Source organism: Janthinobacterium sp. 67, from assembly GCF_002797895.1.
Lineage (GTDB): Bacteria > Pseudomonadota > Gammaproteobacteria > Burkholderiales > Burkholderiaceae_D > Janthinobacterium.
This window is the reverse complement of the sequence record NZ_PGES01000001.1, coordinates 2,067,429-2,082,884: the sequence shown is the minus strand read 5'-3', so window position 1 is coordinate 2,082,884 and position 15,456 is coordinate 2,067,429. Positions and strand designations below refer to the sequence as shown.

Genomic DNA, 15,456 nt, shown 5'->3' with positions numbered 1-15,456 from the left:
TAGTAACGCCTCGCGCGGCGTCGGCAAGGGGCTGTGGCGACCCATTACAAAGTGTTACAAACTTTACCCAATTACTCTTACTGCACCGTGTAAAGCATCATACACTGGGGCCACAGTGGAAATCAGCTTTAAGTTTATACGGCATCGCGGAAGAGGAACTCAATGAATATCTTTACTAAAAAAATTCACGCCGCTCCCAGCGCAGCTATTGCCGCACGTACCGTTGTGCTGTCCGCATTTGCCGTTTGCTCCGTGTTTGCCGCCAGCCTGGCGTCAGCGCAAAACCAGCCGCCGTCGCGTCGTGACGACCAGCAGCAAATGCAGGCGCAGCGGTATGAACAGGTGCAGCGCAGCAATAGCAATGATACGCGACTGCGCGAACAGCGTGACGCACGCAGTTTCGACACGCGCGCCGAAGAGCAGCGCCGCGCCAACGAAGGCGCCGACGCCTCGCGCCGCACGGGCCGCATGACGCCCGACGAACGCCGCGACCTGCGCCGCCAGATCAACGAAGTGGGGCAAGACATCTATTCGAATCCGCCGCGCCGCTAGGCGGTGTACAACCCCATCCGACAGGGCCATCTCGCAAGACATGGCCCTGTTTGCATCTGGCCGCCAACATTGCTGCTCAGGCAGGCACACGACCACGCCCCGTGATATTGTTCTAGTGCACTGATACAATTTTCTGACATGGTTGCCGGGGGAGGCAAGTGGTGAGCGACGACGACACACCCGTTCCGGATGCGGCGCCCGCGGGCGGCTTGCCGCACGGCCTGGTCCAGCGCGACGAGGGCGTGTGCCTTGACATGTCGCTGGCGCCGGCGCAGCTGCGCGACGCCGTCGGCCAGCTGTTCCAGTCGGGGCAGTTGCTGGCCGGCCTCGATTACGGTTTGTTCCTGCTGACCCTGTTCCATGCTCCCACGCCCCGCGCCGCGCCCAAGGGCGACGCCTTGCTGCGCATCGCCGTGTGCGTGGCGCCATTCCCGCCCCAGCGCCGCGCGCTGTACCAACAGGTCAAGATCCGCGGCGACAGCGCCGAATTTTACTTTGAAGCCTTGACGGCGGACGCGGATGGGCAGGTACCGGCGCGCCGCGAATTTGACGAGCTGGTGGCCGACCTGTGGTGCAAGGGCGTGCACTACGGCATCGATAGCGCGGCCGTGCGCGCCATCCTCGCCAGCGGCAAGGCCGAGCGCATCACGGTGGCGCGCGTGCTGCCGCCGCAGCCGGGGCGCGACGCCCAGCTCGTTGAAGTGTCGCAAGGCATCCACCGCGACGATGCGCCGCGCGAACGCTCCGATGGCCGCCTCGATTTGCTCAGTTTCAAGAACCGCTTTCCGCAAGTGAAAAAACACGCGCGTTTGCTGCGTCTGCTGCCTGGCACGCCCGGCTTGCCCGGCTACGACCTGGCCGGCAAGGCGCTGCCGCCGCCCGCGCCGCTGGAGCTGGACCTGGCCACGGTGGCGGGGCCTGGCACGGCGGCCGAGCATTTCAGCGATGGGGATTTTCTCGTCGCCACCATGGATGGCTATGTGAATGTCGATGAGCACGGCAAGATGGCGGTCGAAAACAAGATCGTCAGCCGCGAAGGCGTCAGCAGCCGCACCACGGGCAATCTGAAGCTGCGCGCCGCCTACGAGGAATATGGCGAAGTGCAGGAACAGCGCCAGCTCGACGGCAGCGACATCACCATCCATGGCGACGTGTATGGCCATCTGCACTCGCATGGCGGGCTGATCTTATTGCGCCGCAACCTGGTGGGCGGTACGGCCTTCAACGAGCATGGCGACGTGCGCGTCGAGGGTGTCGCTTCCGGTTCCGTGCTGCAGGCGCTGAGCGGCGAAGTACACGTGAAGCGCGCGGAAAGCTGCGTCATCGCCGGCACGCGCGTGGTGATCGACAGTGCCAGCAATTGCGAGATCATTGCCGACGAGGTCGTCATCGAACTGGCCGAAGGCTGCGCCGTGGCGGCGCGCACCATCCGCATCGGCAGCGCCGGCCCCCGCAAGCAGGTGGAGATGCTGCTGTTTCCCCTCGTGCCGGACCTGAGCGCGGTCGAGCAAAAGATCGCGGAAAGCCTGGCGAAGGCGGCGCAGTTCCTGCAAGTGCAACACAAGCGCCAGCAGGAGATCGACGCCATCGCGCAGTTGCCCGAGGTGCGCAACTATCTGACCCTGGCGGGCCAGCTGCGGCGCGGCGAGCTGCAGCTGCAGCCCACGCAGCAGCTACAGTACGACAAGCTGGCCGCGCGCATCGCGCCCGTCCTGAAAGAGGTGGCGCGGCTGCGCGTGGAAGTCAAACAGTCGGAAATCCTGCACGCACAGATGCTGGCCCTGGTGGCGCAACTGCGCCAGGAGCGGCAGGCGACGGCGGGACAGTCGCGCTGCAGTCTTGGCCTGATCGATGGCGAGACGACGGTGCGCGCCATGGTCGTGCCGCCCGGGCCGGCCAAGGTCTACGACCGGCCGCCGAAGGAAATCAAGGCCTTGCTGCGCAGCGCCACGCCGGCCACGCAGCCCGTGTTTGCGGACAGCACGGGCAGCCTGGAATGGACGTATGCTCCGCCGCCGTAGCGTTTAATCGGTGACCTTGCCGCGTGATTGCTTGAGCACGCTGTGCGTGCTCTTGCTGTCGAGGCGGCGCCGCTGCGAGCTGCGCGTGGGCTTGGTGGCGCGGCGCACGGCGGGCAGGAAGGTCACGCTGTCGATGATTTCCTGCAAGCGCCGCAACGCTTCTTCCTTGTTCTGCTCCTGGCTGCGCGACTGCTGCGCCTTGAGCACCAGCACGCCGTCCTTGCTGATGCGGCTGTCGCGCAGGGCCAGCAACCGCTCCTTGTACGCTTCCGGCAGCGACGAGGCGGCGATGGGGAAGCGCAAATGGATGGCGCTGGACACCTTGTTGACGTTCTGGCCGCCCGGGCCCTGGGCGCGGATGGCGGAAAATTCAACTTCAGCGGGGTTGACGAGGTGCTGCATGGCCTGCCTGTTGGGGGATGATGTGGGTATTGTAAGGGAAGTTGGCTGCGCCGGCGCAAGGCTGGGCACCGGGACTAAGCATGCCTCCTGGAAAGTTGACGTTTCTCAACGCCGCCTGTGGTGATGCTGGTTAGCATGGGGCCAAAGTTGCATCATTGCGCCGCATCCTGGCAGCGCTTACCGGATGAAAGGAACACCATGCAGCCCACGACCACGCCTGGCGCCGCAAGCGCGCAATACCTGACGCAGTACCTGAGCTTCCGGCTGGGCGGCCTGGAATACGGCCTCGACTACCGCTGCGTGCGGGAATTGCGCCCGCTGAAGGAACTCGACCGTTTTTCCTCGGAAGGGGAAGTGCTGCACAGCGTGGCCGTCTCGCGCGGCGTGATCATCCCCATCGTCGACATGCGCGCCGCGTTCGGCAGCGCTCAGAGCGCGCCGGACCCTGCCACCGACGTGATCATTTTGCAGCTGAGCAATGGCGTGATGGGCATGGTGGTCGATGGCGTCACCGATATCGTCAGCCTGGCACCCGGCGACATCGCCGCCGTGCCCGGCCTGGGCGAGGCGGAAGCCGATTATCTGCTGGGTCTGGGCATGGTGGCGGGGCGCCGTCTGATCCTCGTCGACATCGACCGCCTGATGGCAATCCGCAGCCCCAGCCCCCTGCAGGCGGCATAAAAAAAGACGACCCGAGGGTCGTCTTTTGTCGCTACTGAATTAGCCGAGCTTTTCCAGCTGATCCTGCAGATCGAGCCATTCCGCTTCCAGCTGCGCCAGGTCCTTGGTAAAGAAGGTCTGGTCGGCCAGCAGTTGCTTCAATTTCGCCTTGTTGGCGGCGTCATAGATGGTCGGCTCGCCCAGCTTGGCGTCGGTTTCCGCCTTTTGCGCATTGCGCTTGGCGATCTGCTCTTCCTGGCGCTTGATCTTGTTTTCGATCGGCTTGCGCAGGGCGGCGGCTTTCTGGCGCTCTTCCGCTTCCTTGCGCTTGTCGCGTACGGGCGCGGCAGGGGCTGCTGCGGCAACGACGGGCGAAACGACGGGGAAGTCCGTCTTGTTGGCCTTGCCGGCGGCCGGCAGCACATCCGTGCCTTTGCCCAGCTTGGTCTTGAACAGCCAGTCCTTGTAGTCATCGAGGTCGCCGTCGAACGGCTGCAGCTTGCCGTCGGCAACGATGATGAATTCGTCCGTGGTGGCGCGCAGCAAGTGGCGATCATGGGACACGACGACGAGGGTGCCTTCGAACTGGGCCAGCGCTTCCGTCAGCGCTTCGCGCGTTTCCAGGTCCAGATGGTTGGTCGGTTCATCGAGCAGCAGCAGGTTAGGACGCTGCCAGACGATCAGGGCCAGCGCCAGACGGGCTTTTTCGCCGCCCGAGAACGGCGCGATCGAGGCGGTCACCATGTTGCCGGGGAAGTTGAAGCCGCCCAGGAAGTTGCGCAGTTCCTGCTCGCGCACGGTCGGGGCGATCTTCGCCAGATGCCACAGCGGCGATTCGTCGTGACGCAGCATTTCCACCTGGTGCTGGGCGAAGTAGCCGATGTTCAGGCCCTTGCCCATGGTGGCGTCGCCCGTCAACGGCATCAGTTCGCCGGCGATGGTCTTGATCAGGGTCGATTTGCCGGCGCCGTTCTGGCCCAGCAAGCCGATACGCTGGCCGATCTGCAGCGAAAACTTGATGCCGTTGACGATGGTTTTATGCGTGATCTCGCCCGTCGCTTCGTTTTCGATCTTGTAGCCCGCATCGACGTCTTCCATCACCAGCAGCGGGTTCGGCGCGCTCAGCGGCTCGCGGAATTCGAACGAGAATTCGGCGGCGGCGCGCAGTGGCGCCAGTTCTTCCATCTTCGCCAGCGCCTTCATGCGGCTTTGCGCCTGGCGGGCCTTCGAAGCTTGCGCCTTGAAGCGGTTCACGAACGATTCCAGGTGGGCACGCTTGCGCTGCTGCTTTTCCAGCGCGCCGGCGGCCAGGATCATCTGCGCCGCGCGCTGGCGCTCGAAGCTCGAGTAGTTGCCCGAATAGCGTTTCAGCTTGCGTTCGTCGATATGCACGACGACGTTGACGACTTCATCGAGGAAGTCGCGGTCATGGGAAATGATCAATAATGTGCCGGCGTAGCGCTTGAGCCAGTCTTCCAGCCAGATGATGGCGTCCAGATCCAAGTGATTGGTCGGTTCATCGAGCAGCAGCAGGTCGGACGGGCACATCAGCGCTTGCGCCAGGTTCAAGCGCATGCGCCAGCCGCCCGAGAAACTGGCCACCGGTTGCTGCATCTGGTCCAGGGTAAAGCCCAGGCCCAGCAGCAATTGCTCGCCGCGCGACTGCACGGTATACGCGTCGGCATCGGCCAGCGCGCTGTAGATTTCGCCGATGGCGATGCCGTTTTCCGACGTGGCCGGTTCCGATTCCAGGCGCGCCAGTTCCGCTTCCAGCTTGCGCAAGGTGACGTCGCCATCGATCGCATAGTCGAGCGCGGCACGGTCCAGCGGCGGCGTTTCCTGCGCCACGTAAGCCACGCGCCACTTGGCCGGGAAATCGATCTCGCCCTGGTCAGGGTGCAATTCGCCACGCATCATGGCGAACAGGCTCGATTTGCCCGCGCCATTGGCGCCGATCAGGCCGATCTTGTCGCCCGGATTGAGGGTGACGTCGACTTGTTCGAGCAACGGTTTGATGCCGCGCATCAGGCTTACTTGTAGGAAACGTATCATTTTTTTCTTTGTGTTTTAACCCAAAGGCGCAAACCTGGGGTCGGACCCTGAGGGTCCGACCCCGGCATTTGCAGTTGGGTTGAGTGAGGTAGTGCGTTTGTCAATTAACCCAACTTCAGCTGCTCGGCCGTCAGCAGGAATACCATGTCGTCGCCGGCGCTCGTCGTCAGCCAGGTCAGGCCCAGCTCGCCGAAGGCCGCTTCCGCGTATTCGCGCTCGTTGCCGATTTCAATCATCAGGATGCCCTCGTCCGTCAGGCGTTCGGCCGCGCCGGCGATGATCTTGCGCACCAGGTCCATGCCGTCGCTGCCGCCGTCGAGGGCGATTTGCGGTTCGGCCAGATATTCCTGGGGCAGGGCGCCCATCGACGCGGAATTCACGTATGGTGGGTTGCTGATGATCAAGTCATATTTCTTGGCCGGCACGTTCGCGTACAGGTCCGATTCGATCAGGTTCACGCGGTCCTGCAGCTTGTACGTGTCGACGTTGCGCTTGGCCACGGCCAGCGCGTCGGCGGAAATATCCACGGCGTCGACGGTGGCGTTCGGGAAGGCGTCGGCCATCATGATCGACAGGCAGCCCGAACCGGTGCACAGTTCCAGGATGTTTTCCACGGCTTCCGGCTCCGCCACCCATGGCGAGAAGTATTCAGGGATCAGTTCGGCGATGAAGGAACGGGGCACGATCACGCGCTCGTCGACGTAGAAATTGTAGGTGCCCAGCCAGCCTTCCTTGGTGATGTAGGCGGCTGGCACGCGGTCGATGCTGCGGCGGTCGATGACGCTCATCACGCTGGCGATTTCCGACGGCAGCAGCTTGGCGTCGAGGAACGGTTCGAGCTTGTCGAGCGGCAACTTCAACGTGTGCAGGATCAGATAGGCCGCTTCGTCGAACGCTTCGGCGCTGCCGTGGCCGAAAAACAGCTTGGCGGTATTGAAACGGGTAACGGCGTAGCGCAGCAGGTCGCGTGGCGTGGAAAACGGGTTCGGGGTCATGGCATTCTCGAAAAGACGGTGTTCTGGCCCGCCGTGACGGGCCTCGGTATTCTGGTTCAGACGGGCAGCAAATGCTCCAGCGTGCGCCGGTAAATATTCTTCAGGGGATCGATGTGGCGCAGTTCGATGTGCTCGTCGATCTTGTGAATACTGGCATTGGGCGGCCCGAATTCTATCACTTGGGGGCAGATTTGCGCGATAAACCGGCCATCGGAGGTGCCGCCCGTGGTCGACAGCTCCGTCGTGAGGCCTGTTTCTTCGAGGATGGCGGACGACAGCGCATCGGAGAGCGTGCCGCGCGGCGTGAGGAAGGGCAGGCCGCTCAGGGTCCATTGCAAATCGTATTGCAAGTCATGCTTGTCGAGGATGGCGTGGACTCTTTCCTGCAAGCCTTCGGCCGTGCTGGCCGTGGAAAAGCGGAAGTTAAAGTCGATCACCATGTCGCCCGGAATCACGTTGTTGGCGCCCGTGCCCGCGTTGATGTTGGACATTTGCCACGACGTCGGCAGGTAATATTCGTTGCCGGCATCCCATTTTTCCTCGACCAGGTCGGCCAGCGCCTGCGCCGCTTCGTGGATCGGGTTTTTCGCCAGGTGCGGGTAGGCGATATGGCCTTGCACGCCCTTGATCGTCAAGCGGCCCGACAGCGAACCGCGGCGGCCATTCTTGATCATGTCGCCCAGCTGCGCGCTCGAGGTCGGCTCGCCCACCAGGCAATAGTCGATCTGCTCGCCCCGTTCTTTTAACTTGTCGCAGACGATGACGGTGCCGTCCGTGGCCGGGCCTTCTTCGTCGCTGGTGATCAGAAAGGCGATCGAACCAGTATGGTCGGGCGTGGCGGCGATGAATTCCTCGCAAGCGACCACCATGGCGGCGATCGACGTCTTCATGTCGGCCGCGCCACGGCCGTACAGCTTGCCGTCGCGGTGCGTGGGAATGAAGGGCAGCGAGCGCCATTGCTCGACGGGGCCGGTCGGCACCACGTCCGTATGGCCGGCAAAGACGAACACGGGCGAGGTGGTACCGCGGCGTGCCCACAGATTGGTGACGTCGTTCGACTGTATCGTCTCGCAGACAAAGCCCAGCGGCGTGAGGGTGTCGATCAAGTGCTGCTGGCAGCCCTTGTCGTCGGGCGTGACCGAGGACAGGGCGATCAGTTTTTCGGTCAGGGCGAGGGTTTTGGAGGTGGTCATGGTGTTGAGCGGGGTCGTACCCTTGGGACTCGGCGTCCCCGTACGACCCCAGCCTTGCAGGTGTCGGGTTTAAACTGAAAAAATGGCTTTGTACTGCGCATCCGAAAACGCCACGCTGAACTGGCCATCCTTGTCCAGCACGGGGCGCTTGATGATGGACGGGTTTTCCAGCATCAGCTCCAGGGCGCTGGCCGCATCGACGGTGGACGCCTTGCGCTCGTCGGACAGGGCGCGCCAGGTCGTGCCTTTCTTGTTGACCAGCACATCCCACGGCAATTGCCGCAACCACGCTGCAACGGTGGCGCGTTCCAGGCCTTGCTTCTTGAAGTCGTGGAAAGTGAAATCGAGTTGCTGCGCGGCCAGCCAGGTGCGGGCCTTTTTGACGGTATCGCAGTTGGGAATACCGTAGAGTGTAATGGTCGTCATGGGTAGGGCTAAGGGGAATGAATGCGGTTCGCTTGATCGCGGCGCTTGCGCCAGGGAAAAATGCGATGGTCGCCGCCATTATACAGTCGATGCGCCACTCGATGCGGCGCTGCAACATGTCCCCGATATTTTCTCTACACAGGCCGTGGCACCGTCTTGTTCATGTCTGCCGGCCCGAAATGCAGTCCCAGCCGCAAAGCCAGGGCGCGCAGAGCGCCGCTTTCCTGCAGGTGCAGGGCCAGCGCGATGTGGCCGTCGGGGCGCACGAGATAGGCCGCGTCGCGGCCCAGTCCCGCCAGCTTGGCGGCCACGTTATAGGTGTAGCAATGCACGGGCAGCTTCAGCACGCGCGCTTCGTCCAGCAGCTCGGGCGCCGCTTCGCCATAGATGTGCAATTGCCAATCCATGCTGCGCAGGGCCGTAAAATTGTCTTGCGTGCCGTCGGAAAACCACGGCAGGCGGTCGCCGCCGCGCAGGTATTCCGCGTGGCCTGCGGACAGGGCGCTGTCTTCATAGCTGATCTGGATTTGCGACACGGTCCGGAACAGCAGACGGCGCGCCCGTTCGAAGCCCGAGAGGAAGGGCAGCGCGTGCGGCACCAGCCAGCGCCGGAGGAATTGCCCGGCCATGCCTTGCGCGACGATGGCCTGGAAGGCGCGGTCGGTGGTGGCGACGAGCTTGCGGGCAAACACGATGCGCTCGCTTTCATAGGTATCGAGCAGGGCGTCGTTGCTCTGGCCCCGCAGTTTTTGCGCCAGTTTCCACGCCAGGTTGACGGCGTCGCCCAGGCCCGTGTTCATGCCCTGGCCGCCCACGGGGCTGTGCAAATGGGCAGCGTCGCCGAGGATGAAGCAGCGCCGTTCACGAAATTGCGCCGCCACCCGGTGGTGCACTTTATAGGTGGAAAACCAGTTCACGTGTTCGACCTCGATGCCCAGCAAGGCTTGCACCTGTTCCCGCACATCGTCGAAGACGGGCGCCGGCGCACCCTCCGGTCTGTCCGGCATGATGCCGATCAGGCGCTGCATGCCGCTGGTGCGCACGGGCAGCATCAGCGCAAATGAGTTCGCGCCCAGGTGGGCGTGCAAATCCGTATTCTTGCCCGCCACTTGCGCGTCGGCCACGTAATACAGGTGGTCGTAGGTGCCGCCGGAAAATTCAAAGCCGGCGATCTCGCGCACCTTGCTGCGGGCGCCGTCGCAGCCGCAAATATAGTTAAACGTGCAATATTGACGTTCGCCATCTTTCAGCAGGATGGCTTGCACTTCGCTATCGTCCTGCGTCCACAGGTCCAGAGCCACGTTCCACTCCACGTGCACGCCGGCCGCCGCCAGCTTGCTGATCAGGAAGCGTTCATGCTCGTCCTGCGGCAGGCTCAGCACGAAAGGATAGGGGCTCAGGCCTTCGCCGATTTCGCCCAGCGCCAGTTTCACCAGCTCTTCGCCACCTTCATGGATGTGCATGGCGTTGATCTTGATGCCCAGGCTGACCAGCTCATCGGCAAAGCCCAGCTGCTGGTAAAACTCCAGGGTGCGGGCATGCACGGCCATGGCCCGCGACGCCTGGCCCGGGCCGCTATTTTTGTCGATGATGCGGCAATCGACGCCATGGCGCGCGAGGCGCAAGGCAAGCATGAGGCCGGTAGGACCGGCGCCGACGATCAGGACGGGAGGTGTATTCATGCCATCCAGTATAGGACAGGATGGGAGCGGATAGCGGGACGATTGAAGTTGCTAACCGGAAATGAAAATGTCCCGCCGGAGCGGGACATTCAGGGTGCTGCGTGCGCCTTGCGGCGCAGTAATTAAATACCGCGCAGCAACTCGTTGATACCCGTTTTCGCGCGGGTTTTTGCATCGACGCGCTTGACGATCACAGCGCAGTACAGCGAGTACTTGCCGTCTTCCGAAGGCAGGTTGCCCGAGACCACGACGGAGCCGGCTGGCACGCGGCCGTAGGTGACTTCGCCCGTGGCGCGGTCGTAGATCTTGGTCGACTGGCCGATGTACACGCCCATGGAGATGACCGAGTTTTCTTCGACGATGACGCCTTCGACGATTTCCGAACGGGCGCCGATGAAGCAGTTGTCTTCAATGATGGTCGGGTTCGCTTGCATAGGTTCCAGCACGCCGCCAATGCCGACGCCGCCGGACAGGTGGACGTTCTTGCCGATCTGTGCGCAGGAACCGACGGTGGCCCAGGTGTCGACCATGGCGCCTTCATCGACATAGGCGCCGATGTTGACGTAGGACGGCATCAGCACGACGTTCTTGGCGATGAAGCTGCCGCGGCGGGCAACGGCTGGCGGTACGACGCGGAAACCGCCCTTGGCGAAGTCTTCCTTGGTGTAGTTGGCGAACTTGGTCGGGACCTTGTCGTAGAACTGCATCGTGCCGTCGGATGGCAGGACGATGTTGTCTTCCAGGCGGAACGACAGCAGCACGGCTTTCTTGACCCACTGGTTGACCACCCAGTCGCCCGTGGTTTTTTCGGCCACGCGGATGCTGCCGTTGTCCAGGCCATTGATGACGTGGGAGACGGCGTCGCGCAGTTCGGCCGTGCCGTTGCCTGGATTGATCTCGGCGCGGTTTTCCCAGGCCTGGTCGATGATGGTTTGCAGTTGTTGGCTCATGATGATGTCTTGTTTATGTAGGGTTAATGCGTGGTTGATGCGGATGCGGAAAGCTGCTGGCAGAATTTTACTATGCGCAACGCGGCTTCCAGCCCTTCGGCTGTTTCGGCCACGAGGGCCATGCGGATGCGGTTGCGGCCCGGATTGATGCCGTGCGCGTCGCGCGCCAGATAACTGCCAGGCAATACCGTCACATTATATTCGGCGTACAGGCGTTGCGCGAATTGCGTGTCGGACAGTCCCGTGCGGCTGACGTCGGCCCACAGGTAGAAGCCGGCGTCCGGCAATTGCACGTCCATCACCGATTGCAGCAGCGGCGTGATGGCGTCGAACTTGGCGCGGTACTTGGCGCGATTTTCCTCGACATGGGTTTCGTCGTTCCAGGCCGCGACGGAGGCCGCCTGCACGGCGGGGCTCATGGCGCCGCCGTGGTAGGTTCGGTAAAGCAGGAATTTTTTCAGTATTTCCGCGTCGCCGGCCACAAAGCCCGAGCGCATGCCCGGCACGTTCGAGCGCTTCGACAGGCTGGAAAACACGACCAGGCGCGCGTACGGGCGTAGGGTGGTGGACAGGCCCAGCATGTGCGCCGCCTGCAGCGCGCCCAGCGGGGGCGTGTCGCCGTGGTAAATCTCGGAATAGCACTCGTCGGCGGCGATGACGAAATCGTAGCGCTCGGACAGGGCGAACAGGTGTTCCCAGTCCGTCAGGCTCAAGACGGCGCCCGTCGGATTGCCGGGCGAGCACAGGAACAGCAGCTTGACCTTTTCCCACACGGACGCGGGAACGCTGTCGTAATCGCAGCCGAAATTGCGCGTGGGGTCGGAATTGACGAAATACGGTTCGGCGCCGGCCAGGTAGGTCGCGCCTTCATAGATCTGGTAAAACGGGTTCGGACTGATCACGAGCGAACCGGCCGATGGATCGATCACCGTTTGCGCCAGCGCAAACAGCGCTTCGCGCGAACCGTTCACGGGCAGGATTTGCGTGGCAGGATTGAGCTTGGGGATGCCATAGCGGCGCTCGATCCAGCCGGCGATGGCGGTACGCAAGGCTTCCGAGCCGATGGTGGTCGGATAGCTGGCCAGGCCGTGGATATTGTCCGTCAGCGCCTGCTCGATGAAGGCCGGTGTCGGGTGCTTGGGTTCGCCCATGCCCAGGCTGATGGGCGTGTAATCGGGATTGACTGTCACGCCGGCAAACAGCTGGCGCAGCTTTTCAAACGGGTATGGTTGCAGTTTAGCAAGAAGTGGATTCACGGAGCGGACCAGGGCAAGAGTGGGGTGATAGTGTCGCGTATGGATTGCCGGGCATGGCGCAATGACGCCGGTCAAGCAATCAGCTTAGCCTTTTATTATAGCCGTCCTCGCGCATGGTCTGTGCAAGTGGCCTGTTGTTGACCTGCACGGCATGCCGCTCCCGGGCCTGGCAAGGTAAAATACGCTATGTCTACCTTACTTCCCACCTTACTTGCTATTGAAACGTCGTCCGAACTCGCCTCCTGCGCCTTGCTGCGCGGCGATGTCGTCCTGTCCCGCGCCTCATCGGGCGTGCGTACCCATTCCCAGTCCATCCTGCCCATGGTGCAGGAATTGCTGGCCGAAGCGGGCGTCACCCTGGCCGACGTCGACGCCATCGCCTACGGCTCCGGCCCCGGCTCGTTTACGGGCGTGCGCACGGCTTGCGGCATCGCGCAAGGACTGGCCTATGGCGCCAACCTGCCCGTCGTGCCCGTCGTGACGCTCGACGCCATGGCGCTCGCTTGCCACCAGCAGCATGGCGCGCAACGCATCGTGACCGTGCTCGACGCCCGCATGGGCGAAGTGTACTGGGCGCAATATGAGTATCAAAATGGCTTGCAAGCCGTGTTGCCGCCGGCCCTGAGCGCGCCAGCCGGCGTCGCGCCGCAAGGCGACGTGGTCGGTTGCGGCAACGGTTTTGCGGCCTATGCCGACGCGCTGGTCGCGCTGCCATGCGCCGCCAGCGCGGACGCCGCCATCATGCCGCATGCCATGCAAGTGGCGCAACTGGCGCGCATCGCCTTTACGGCCGGACATTTTGTGACGGCGGCCGAGGCGCAGCCTTTGTACTTGCGCAACAAAATCGCCTACACGAGCGCGGAACGGCAGGAGATGCAACAGGCCAAGGCCGCTGCGGAGCCGGCACAATGATGGAACCGGGCAAGGACAAGGACAGTGCGGCAGCCTGGGACTTGCTGCGCCTCGACTATCAGCCGATGGTTGAAGCGGACTTGGCAGAAGTGCTGGCGTTGGAAGAGCGCGTGTATCCGCATCCCTGGACGCACGGCAATTTCGTCGATTCCCTCAAGAGCGGCTACCCGGCCTGGGTCTTGCGCGACGTGGATGGCACCTTGCTCGGCTACTTTTTGCTGATGCTGGTCGTCGACGAGGCGCATTTGCTCAACGTGGCCGTCGAGGGCGCCATCCAGGGCCAGGGCTTGGGCCGTTTCCTGCTGAACCAGTCCTGCGCCTGCGCGCGCCGGCTGGGCATGGAATCGATGTTGCTGGAAGTGCGCCCGTCGAACGTGCGCGCGCTCGATATCTACCAGCGCTATGGATTTGAACAGATCGGCCGGCGCAAGGGATATTATCCTGCCGCCAATTCGCAACGTGAGGACGCCATCGTGATGCGTTATACCTTATGAGCCGCAGCGCCGTTTTCCTCGATGAAATGGGCGTCGGCCCGTTGTGGCGCCTGCGCCAGGGTCTTGCACCCGAAGCTGTTGACGTCGTCGCCGAGGCCGCTGTGGAGATGGAAATCGCCGTGGCGGCGCCCGTGCTTGAGGCCGAGAGTGAGGTCGTCACGGAGGTGGTCGCCGAAGTGGTCGCCGAAGTGGTCGTCGAGGCGGCCGTAGAGGTGCAGGCCGAAGCGCCCGCCGCTGTTGCAGCTACGCCAGCTCCCGTCGCCACGCCCGACGACACGGCCTGGTTCGACGATGCGCCGCCACCGCCGCCTGCCAAACAGTTCAGCGATGCCGATATTGCCGCCCTCGACTGGGAAGGCTTGACGGCCGCCGTGGCCAAATGTGCGCGCTGCGACTTGTGCAAGACGCGCAAGGGCGTCGTCATGGGCCGCGGCGACCGCCAGGGCGCCTGGCTGATGCTGGCCAGCAGTCCGTCGCGCCTGGAAGAGAGGGAAGGGCGCGCCTTGCCGGGCGAGCAGGGCAAATTGCTCGACAATATGCTGAAAGCCATCGAAGTCGATGCGGGCAGCGACGTGTACATCACGCACTTGCTGAAATGCCGTCCGCTCGACGAAGCTGGCCAGGAACGCTTGCCGACGGAAGCCGAATCGGCCGCCTGCCGGCCGTATTTCGAGCGCGAACTGGCCCTGCTGCAGCCGCGCACCATCGTCACCCTCGGTTCCATGGCCGCCGCCGGCATCAATCCCGGCGAAAAACCCGTGCGCGGCAAGGTGCGCCAGCTGGGCAATGCGTCCGTCGTGGCCACCTTCCACCCAGAGCAACTGCTGCAGGACGGGACGGGCAAGGCCAAGGCGCGCGCCTGGGCCGACCTGTGCCTGGCGAAAAGCACGCACGGTGGTTGAGTCGGACGTCGGCGCCTTCCAGGCCCGCTTCGAGCGCCGCTGGGGGCATCTGACGCACCCCCGCGTGCGCGCGCTGGCCTGGCTGCTCGACTCGCCCGACTTGCTGGATCCGGCCAGTCCCCACTGGGGCGGGCGCATCGCCAGCCTCGCGCCCGTCACGCCCGCTGTCGCGGCCTGGCTGGGCGCGCTGCAGGATGACCCGTCGCCGCTCGACGCGGCGCTGGGGCCGAAATTCTATTCCCGCCTGGGCCTGTATGCTGAAAAGCTGCTGGCCTTTTATTTTGAGCAGCATGGATTGCTGGCTGCGCATGGCTTGCAGGTGCAAGTGAACCGCAATGACACGGTGGGCGAGTTCGATTTTCTGTTGCATGACGGGAATGAACTGCTGCATTGGGAATTCGCCACCAAGTTCTACCTGCTCGAAGGCGCGCCCGATCCCGGCATCTTCAACCACCTGATCGGCCCGAACCTGGCCGATACCCTGGGGCTGAAGATGCGCAAGATTCTTGACAAGCAACTGGCCTTGTCCCGTCATCCGGCCGCGCAAAGCCTGCTGGCGCACCCCGTGCGCGCGGCGCAGGCGCTGGTCAAGGGCTGGCTGTTTTATGCGGCAGGCGCCACGCCCGCCATGGACGGCATTTCCCCCGAACATGGGCATGGCTTCTGGTGCACGCCAACACAATTGCCGCAGCAGCGCTATGTCGTGCTGCCCCGATTGCAATGGCTGGCGCCGTTCAAGGGGCGCGACGTGGACGTGCTCGATGTCGACGCCTTGCGGGCGCAGTTGTTTGATCTGGCGCAACCGGTGATGGTGGCCACGGTGGACAATGTCGAAGGCTGGGAAGTGGAGCGCACGCGCGGTTTTGTCGTGCCCCATGACTGGACGGAGCAAGCTGCCGCGCGGCGGATAACAGGCGCGCTACCAGCGTAATGCTGGGGTCAGACCCGTCGGGTCTGAC

The 15,456-nt window shown here is 63.4% G+C and carries 15 protein-coding genes; 7 read left to right on the top strand and 8 right to left on the bottom strand.

The features are described 5' to 3' along the window. Positions 1–162: 162 nt before the first annotated feature. Both CLU90_RS09375 and CLU90_RS09370 read left to right on the top strand, forming a co-directional pair. Positions 163–552 (top strand): hypothetical protein, encoded by a 390-nt coding sequence (locus CLU90_RS09375; protein ID WP_092719505.1) that lies wholly within the window; start codon positions 163–165, stop codon positions 550–552. Between the two features lie 161 nt (positions 553–713). Continuing rightward, a complete protein-coding gene (locus CLU90_RS09370; RefSeq protein ID WP_232731142.1) occupies positions 714–2,573 on the top strand; it encodes a flagellar assembly protein A in 1,860 nt (619 codons plus the stop codon). Positions 2,574–2,576: 3 nt separating this feature from the next. On the opposite strand, the gene arfB is transcribed toward CLU90_RS09370, so the two are convergent. Beyond that, complete coding sequence (gene arfB, locus CLU90_RS09365; RefSeq protein WP_034749850.1) at positions 2,577–2,975, bottom strand: alternative ribosome rescue aminoacyl-tRNA hydrolase ArfB; 399 nt, start codon at positions 2,973–2,975, stop codon at positions 2,577–2,579. A 198-nt stretch (positions 2,976–3,173) separates the two neighbouring features. Here arfB and CLU90_RS09360 point away from each other — a divergent pair, with 198 nt between their 5' ends. Then, positions 3,174–3,656 carry a chemotaxis protein CheW gene (locus CLU90_RS09360; protein ID WP_100427747.1) on the top strand — a complete coding sequence of 161 codons (483 nt, stop codon included), beginning with the start codon at positions 3,174–3,176 and terminating at the stop codon, positions 3,654–3,656. Between the two features lie 39 nt (positions 3,657–3,695). Here the strand turns inward: CLU90_RS09360 and CLU90_RS09355 are convergent, their stop codons facing one another. The 7 genes from CLU90_RS09355 to dapC all read right to left on the bottom strand — a co-directional run bounded on the left by CLU90_RS09355 (position 3,696) and on the right by dapC (position 12,189). Further along, entirely contained in the window at positions 3,696–5,687 is a 1,992-nt protein-coding gene (locus tag CLU90_RS09355) for an ATP-binding cassette domain-containing protein (protein ID WP_072452810.1), read from the bottom strand. A 104-nt stretch (positions 5,688–5,791) separates the two neighbouring features. Next, positions 5,792–6,682: a 50S ribosomal protein L3 N(5)-glutamine methyltransferase gene (gene prmB / locus CLU90_RS09350; RefSeq protein WP_100427746.1), complete on the bottom strand. Its 891-nt coding sequence runs from the start codon at positions 6,680–6,682 to the stop codon at positions 5,792–5,794. A gap of 56 nt (positions 6,683–6,738) precedes the next feature. Beyond that, positions 6,739–7,875, bottom strand: a complete 1,137-nt coding sequence (dapE, locus tag CLU90_RS09345) for a succinyl-diaminopimelate desuccinylase (RefSeq protein ID WP_100427745.1) — start codon at positions 7,873–7,875, stop codon at positions 6,739–6,741. Positions 7,876–7,944: 69 nt separating this feature from the next. Continuing rightward, on the bottom strand, positions 7,945–8,301 hold the full coding sequence (locus tag CLU90_RS09340) for an ArsC family reductase (protein ID WP_100427744.1): 357 nt from the start codon (positions 8,299–8,301) through the stop codon (positions 7,945–7,947). Between the two features lie 134 nt (positions 8,302–8,435). After that, the gene (locus CLU90_RS09335; RefSeq protein ID WP_100427743.1) at positions 8,436–9,983 is read right to left on the bottom strand and encodes an FAD-dependent oxidoreductase; all 1,548 of its coding nucleotides are present in this window, start codon (positions 9,981–9,983) and stop codon (positions 8,436–8,438) included. A gap of 122 nt (positions 9,984–10,105) precedes the next feature. Next, entirely contained in the window at positions 10,106–10,933 is an 828-nt protein-coding gene (dapD, locus tag CLU90_RS09330) for a 2,3,4,5-tetrahydropyridine-2,6-dicarboxylate N-succinyltransferase (RefSeq protein WP_092719485.1), read from the bottom strand. 23 nt (positions 10,934–10,956) lie between these two features. Next, entirely contained in the window at positions 10,957–12,189 is a 1,233-nt protein-coding gene (dapC, locus tag CLU90_RS09325; protein ID WP_092719482.1) for a succinyldiaminopimelate transaminase, read from the bottom strand. 186 nt (positions 12,190–12,375) lie between these two features. Here dapC and tsaB point away from each other — a divergent pair, with 186 nt between their 5' ends. The 4 genes from tsaB to CLU90_RS09305 are packed head-to-tail and all read left to right on the top strand — an operon-like array spanning position 12,376 to position 15,428. Beyond that, the gene (gene tsaB, locus CLU90_RS09320) at positions 12,376–13,101 is read left to right on the top strand and encodes a tRNA (adenosine(37)-N6)-threonylcarbamoyltransferase complex dimerization subunit type 1 TsaB (RefSeq protein WP_175539439.1); all 726 of its coding nucleotides are present in this window, start codon (positions 12,376–12,378) and stop codon (positions 13,099–13,101) included. Beyond that, the gene (gene rimI / locus CLU90_RS09315) at positions 13,098–13,595 is read left to right on the top strand and encodes a ribosomal protein S18-alanine N-acetyltransferase (protein WP_092719478.1); all 498 of its coding nucleotides are present in this window, start codon (positions 13,098–13,100) and stop codon (positions 13,593–13,595) included. Before tsaB ends, rimI begins: the two co-directional genes overlap by 4 nt. Continuing rightward, on the top strand, positions 13,592–14,497 hold the full coding sequence (locus tag CLU90_RS09310) for a uracil-DNA glycosylase (RefSeq protein ID WP_100427742.1): 906 nt from the start codon (positions 13,592–13,594) through the stop codon (positions 14,495–14,497). The genes rimI and CLU90_RS09310 overlap by 4 nt, the downstream gene beginning before the upstream one ends. Then, the gene (locus CLU90_RS09305) at positions 14,490–15,428 is read left to right on the top strand and encodes a DUF1853 family protein (RefSeq protein ID WP_232731141.1); all 939 of its coding nucleotides are present in this window, start codon (positions 14,490–14,492) and stop codon (positions 15,426–15,428) included. The genes CLU90_RS09310 and CLU90_RS09305 overlap by 8 nt, the downstream gene beginning before the upstream one ends. Positions 15,429–15,456: the final 28 nt, after the last annotated feature.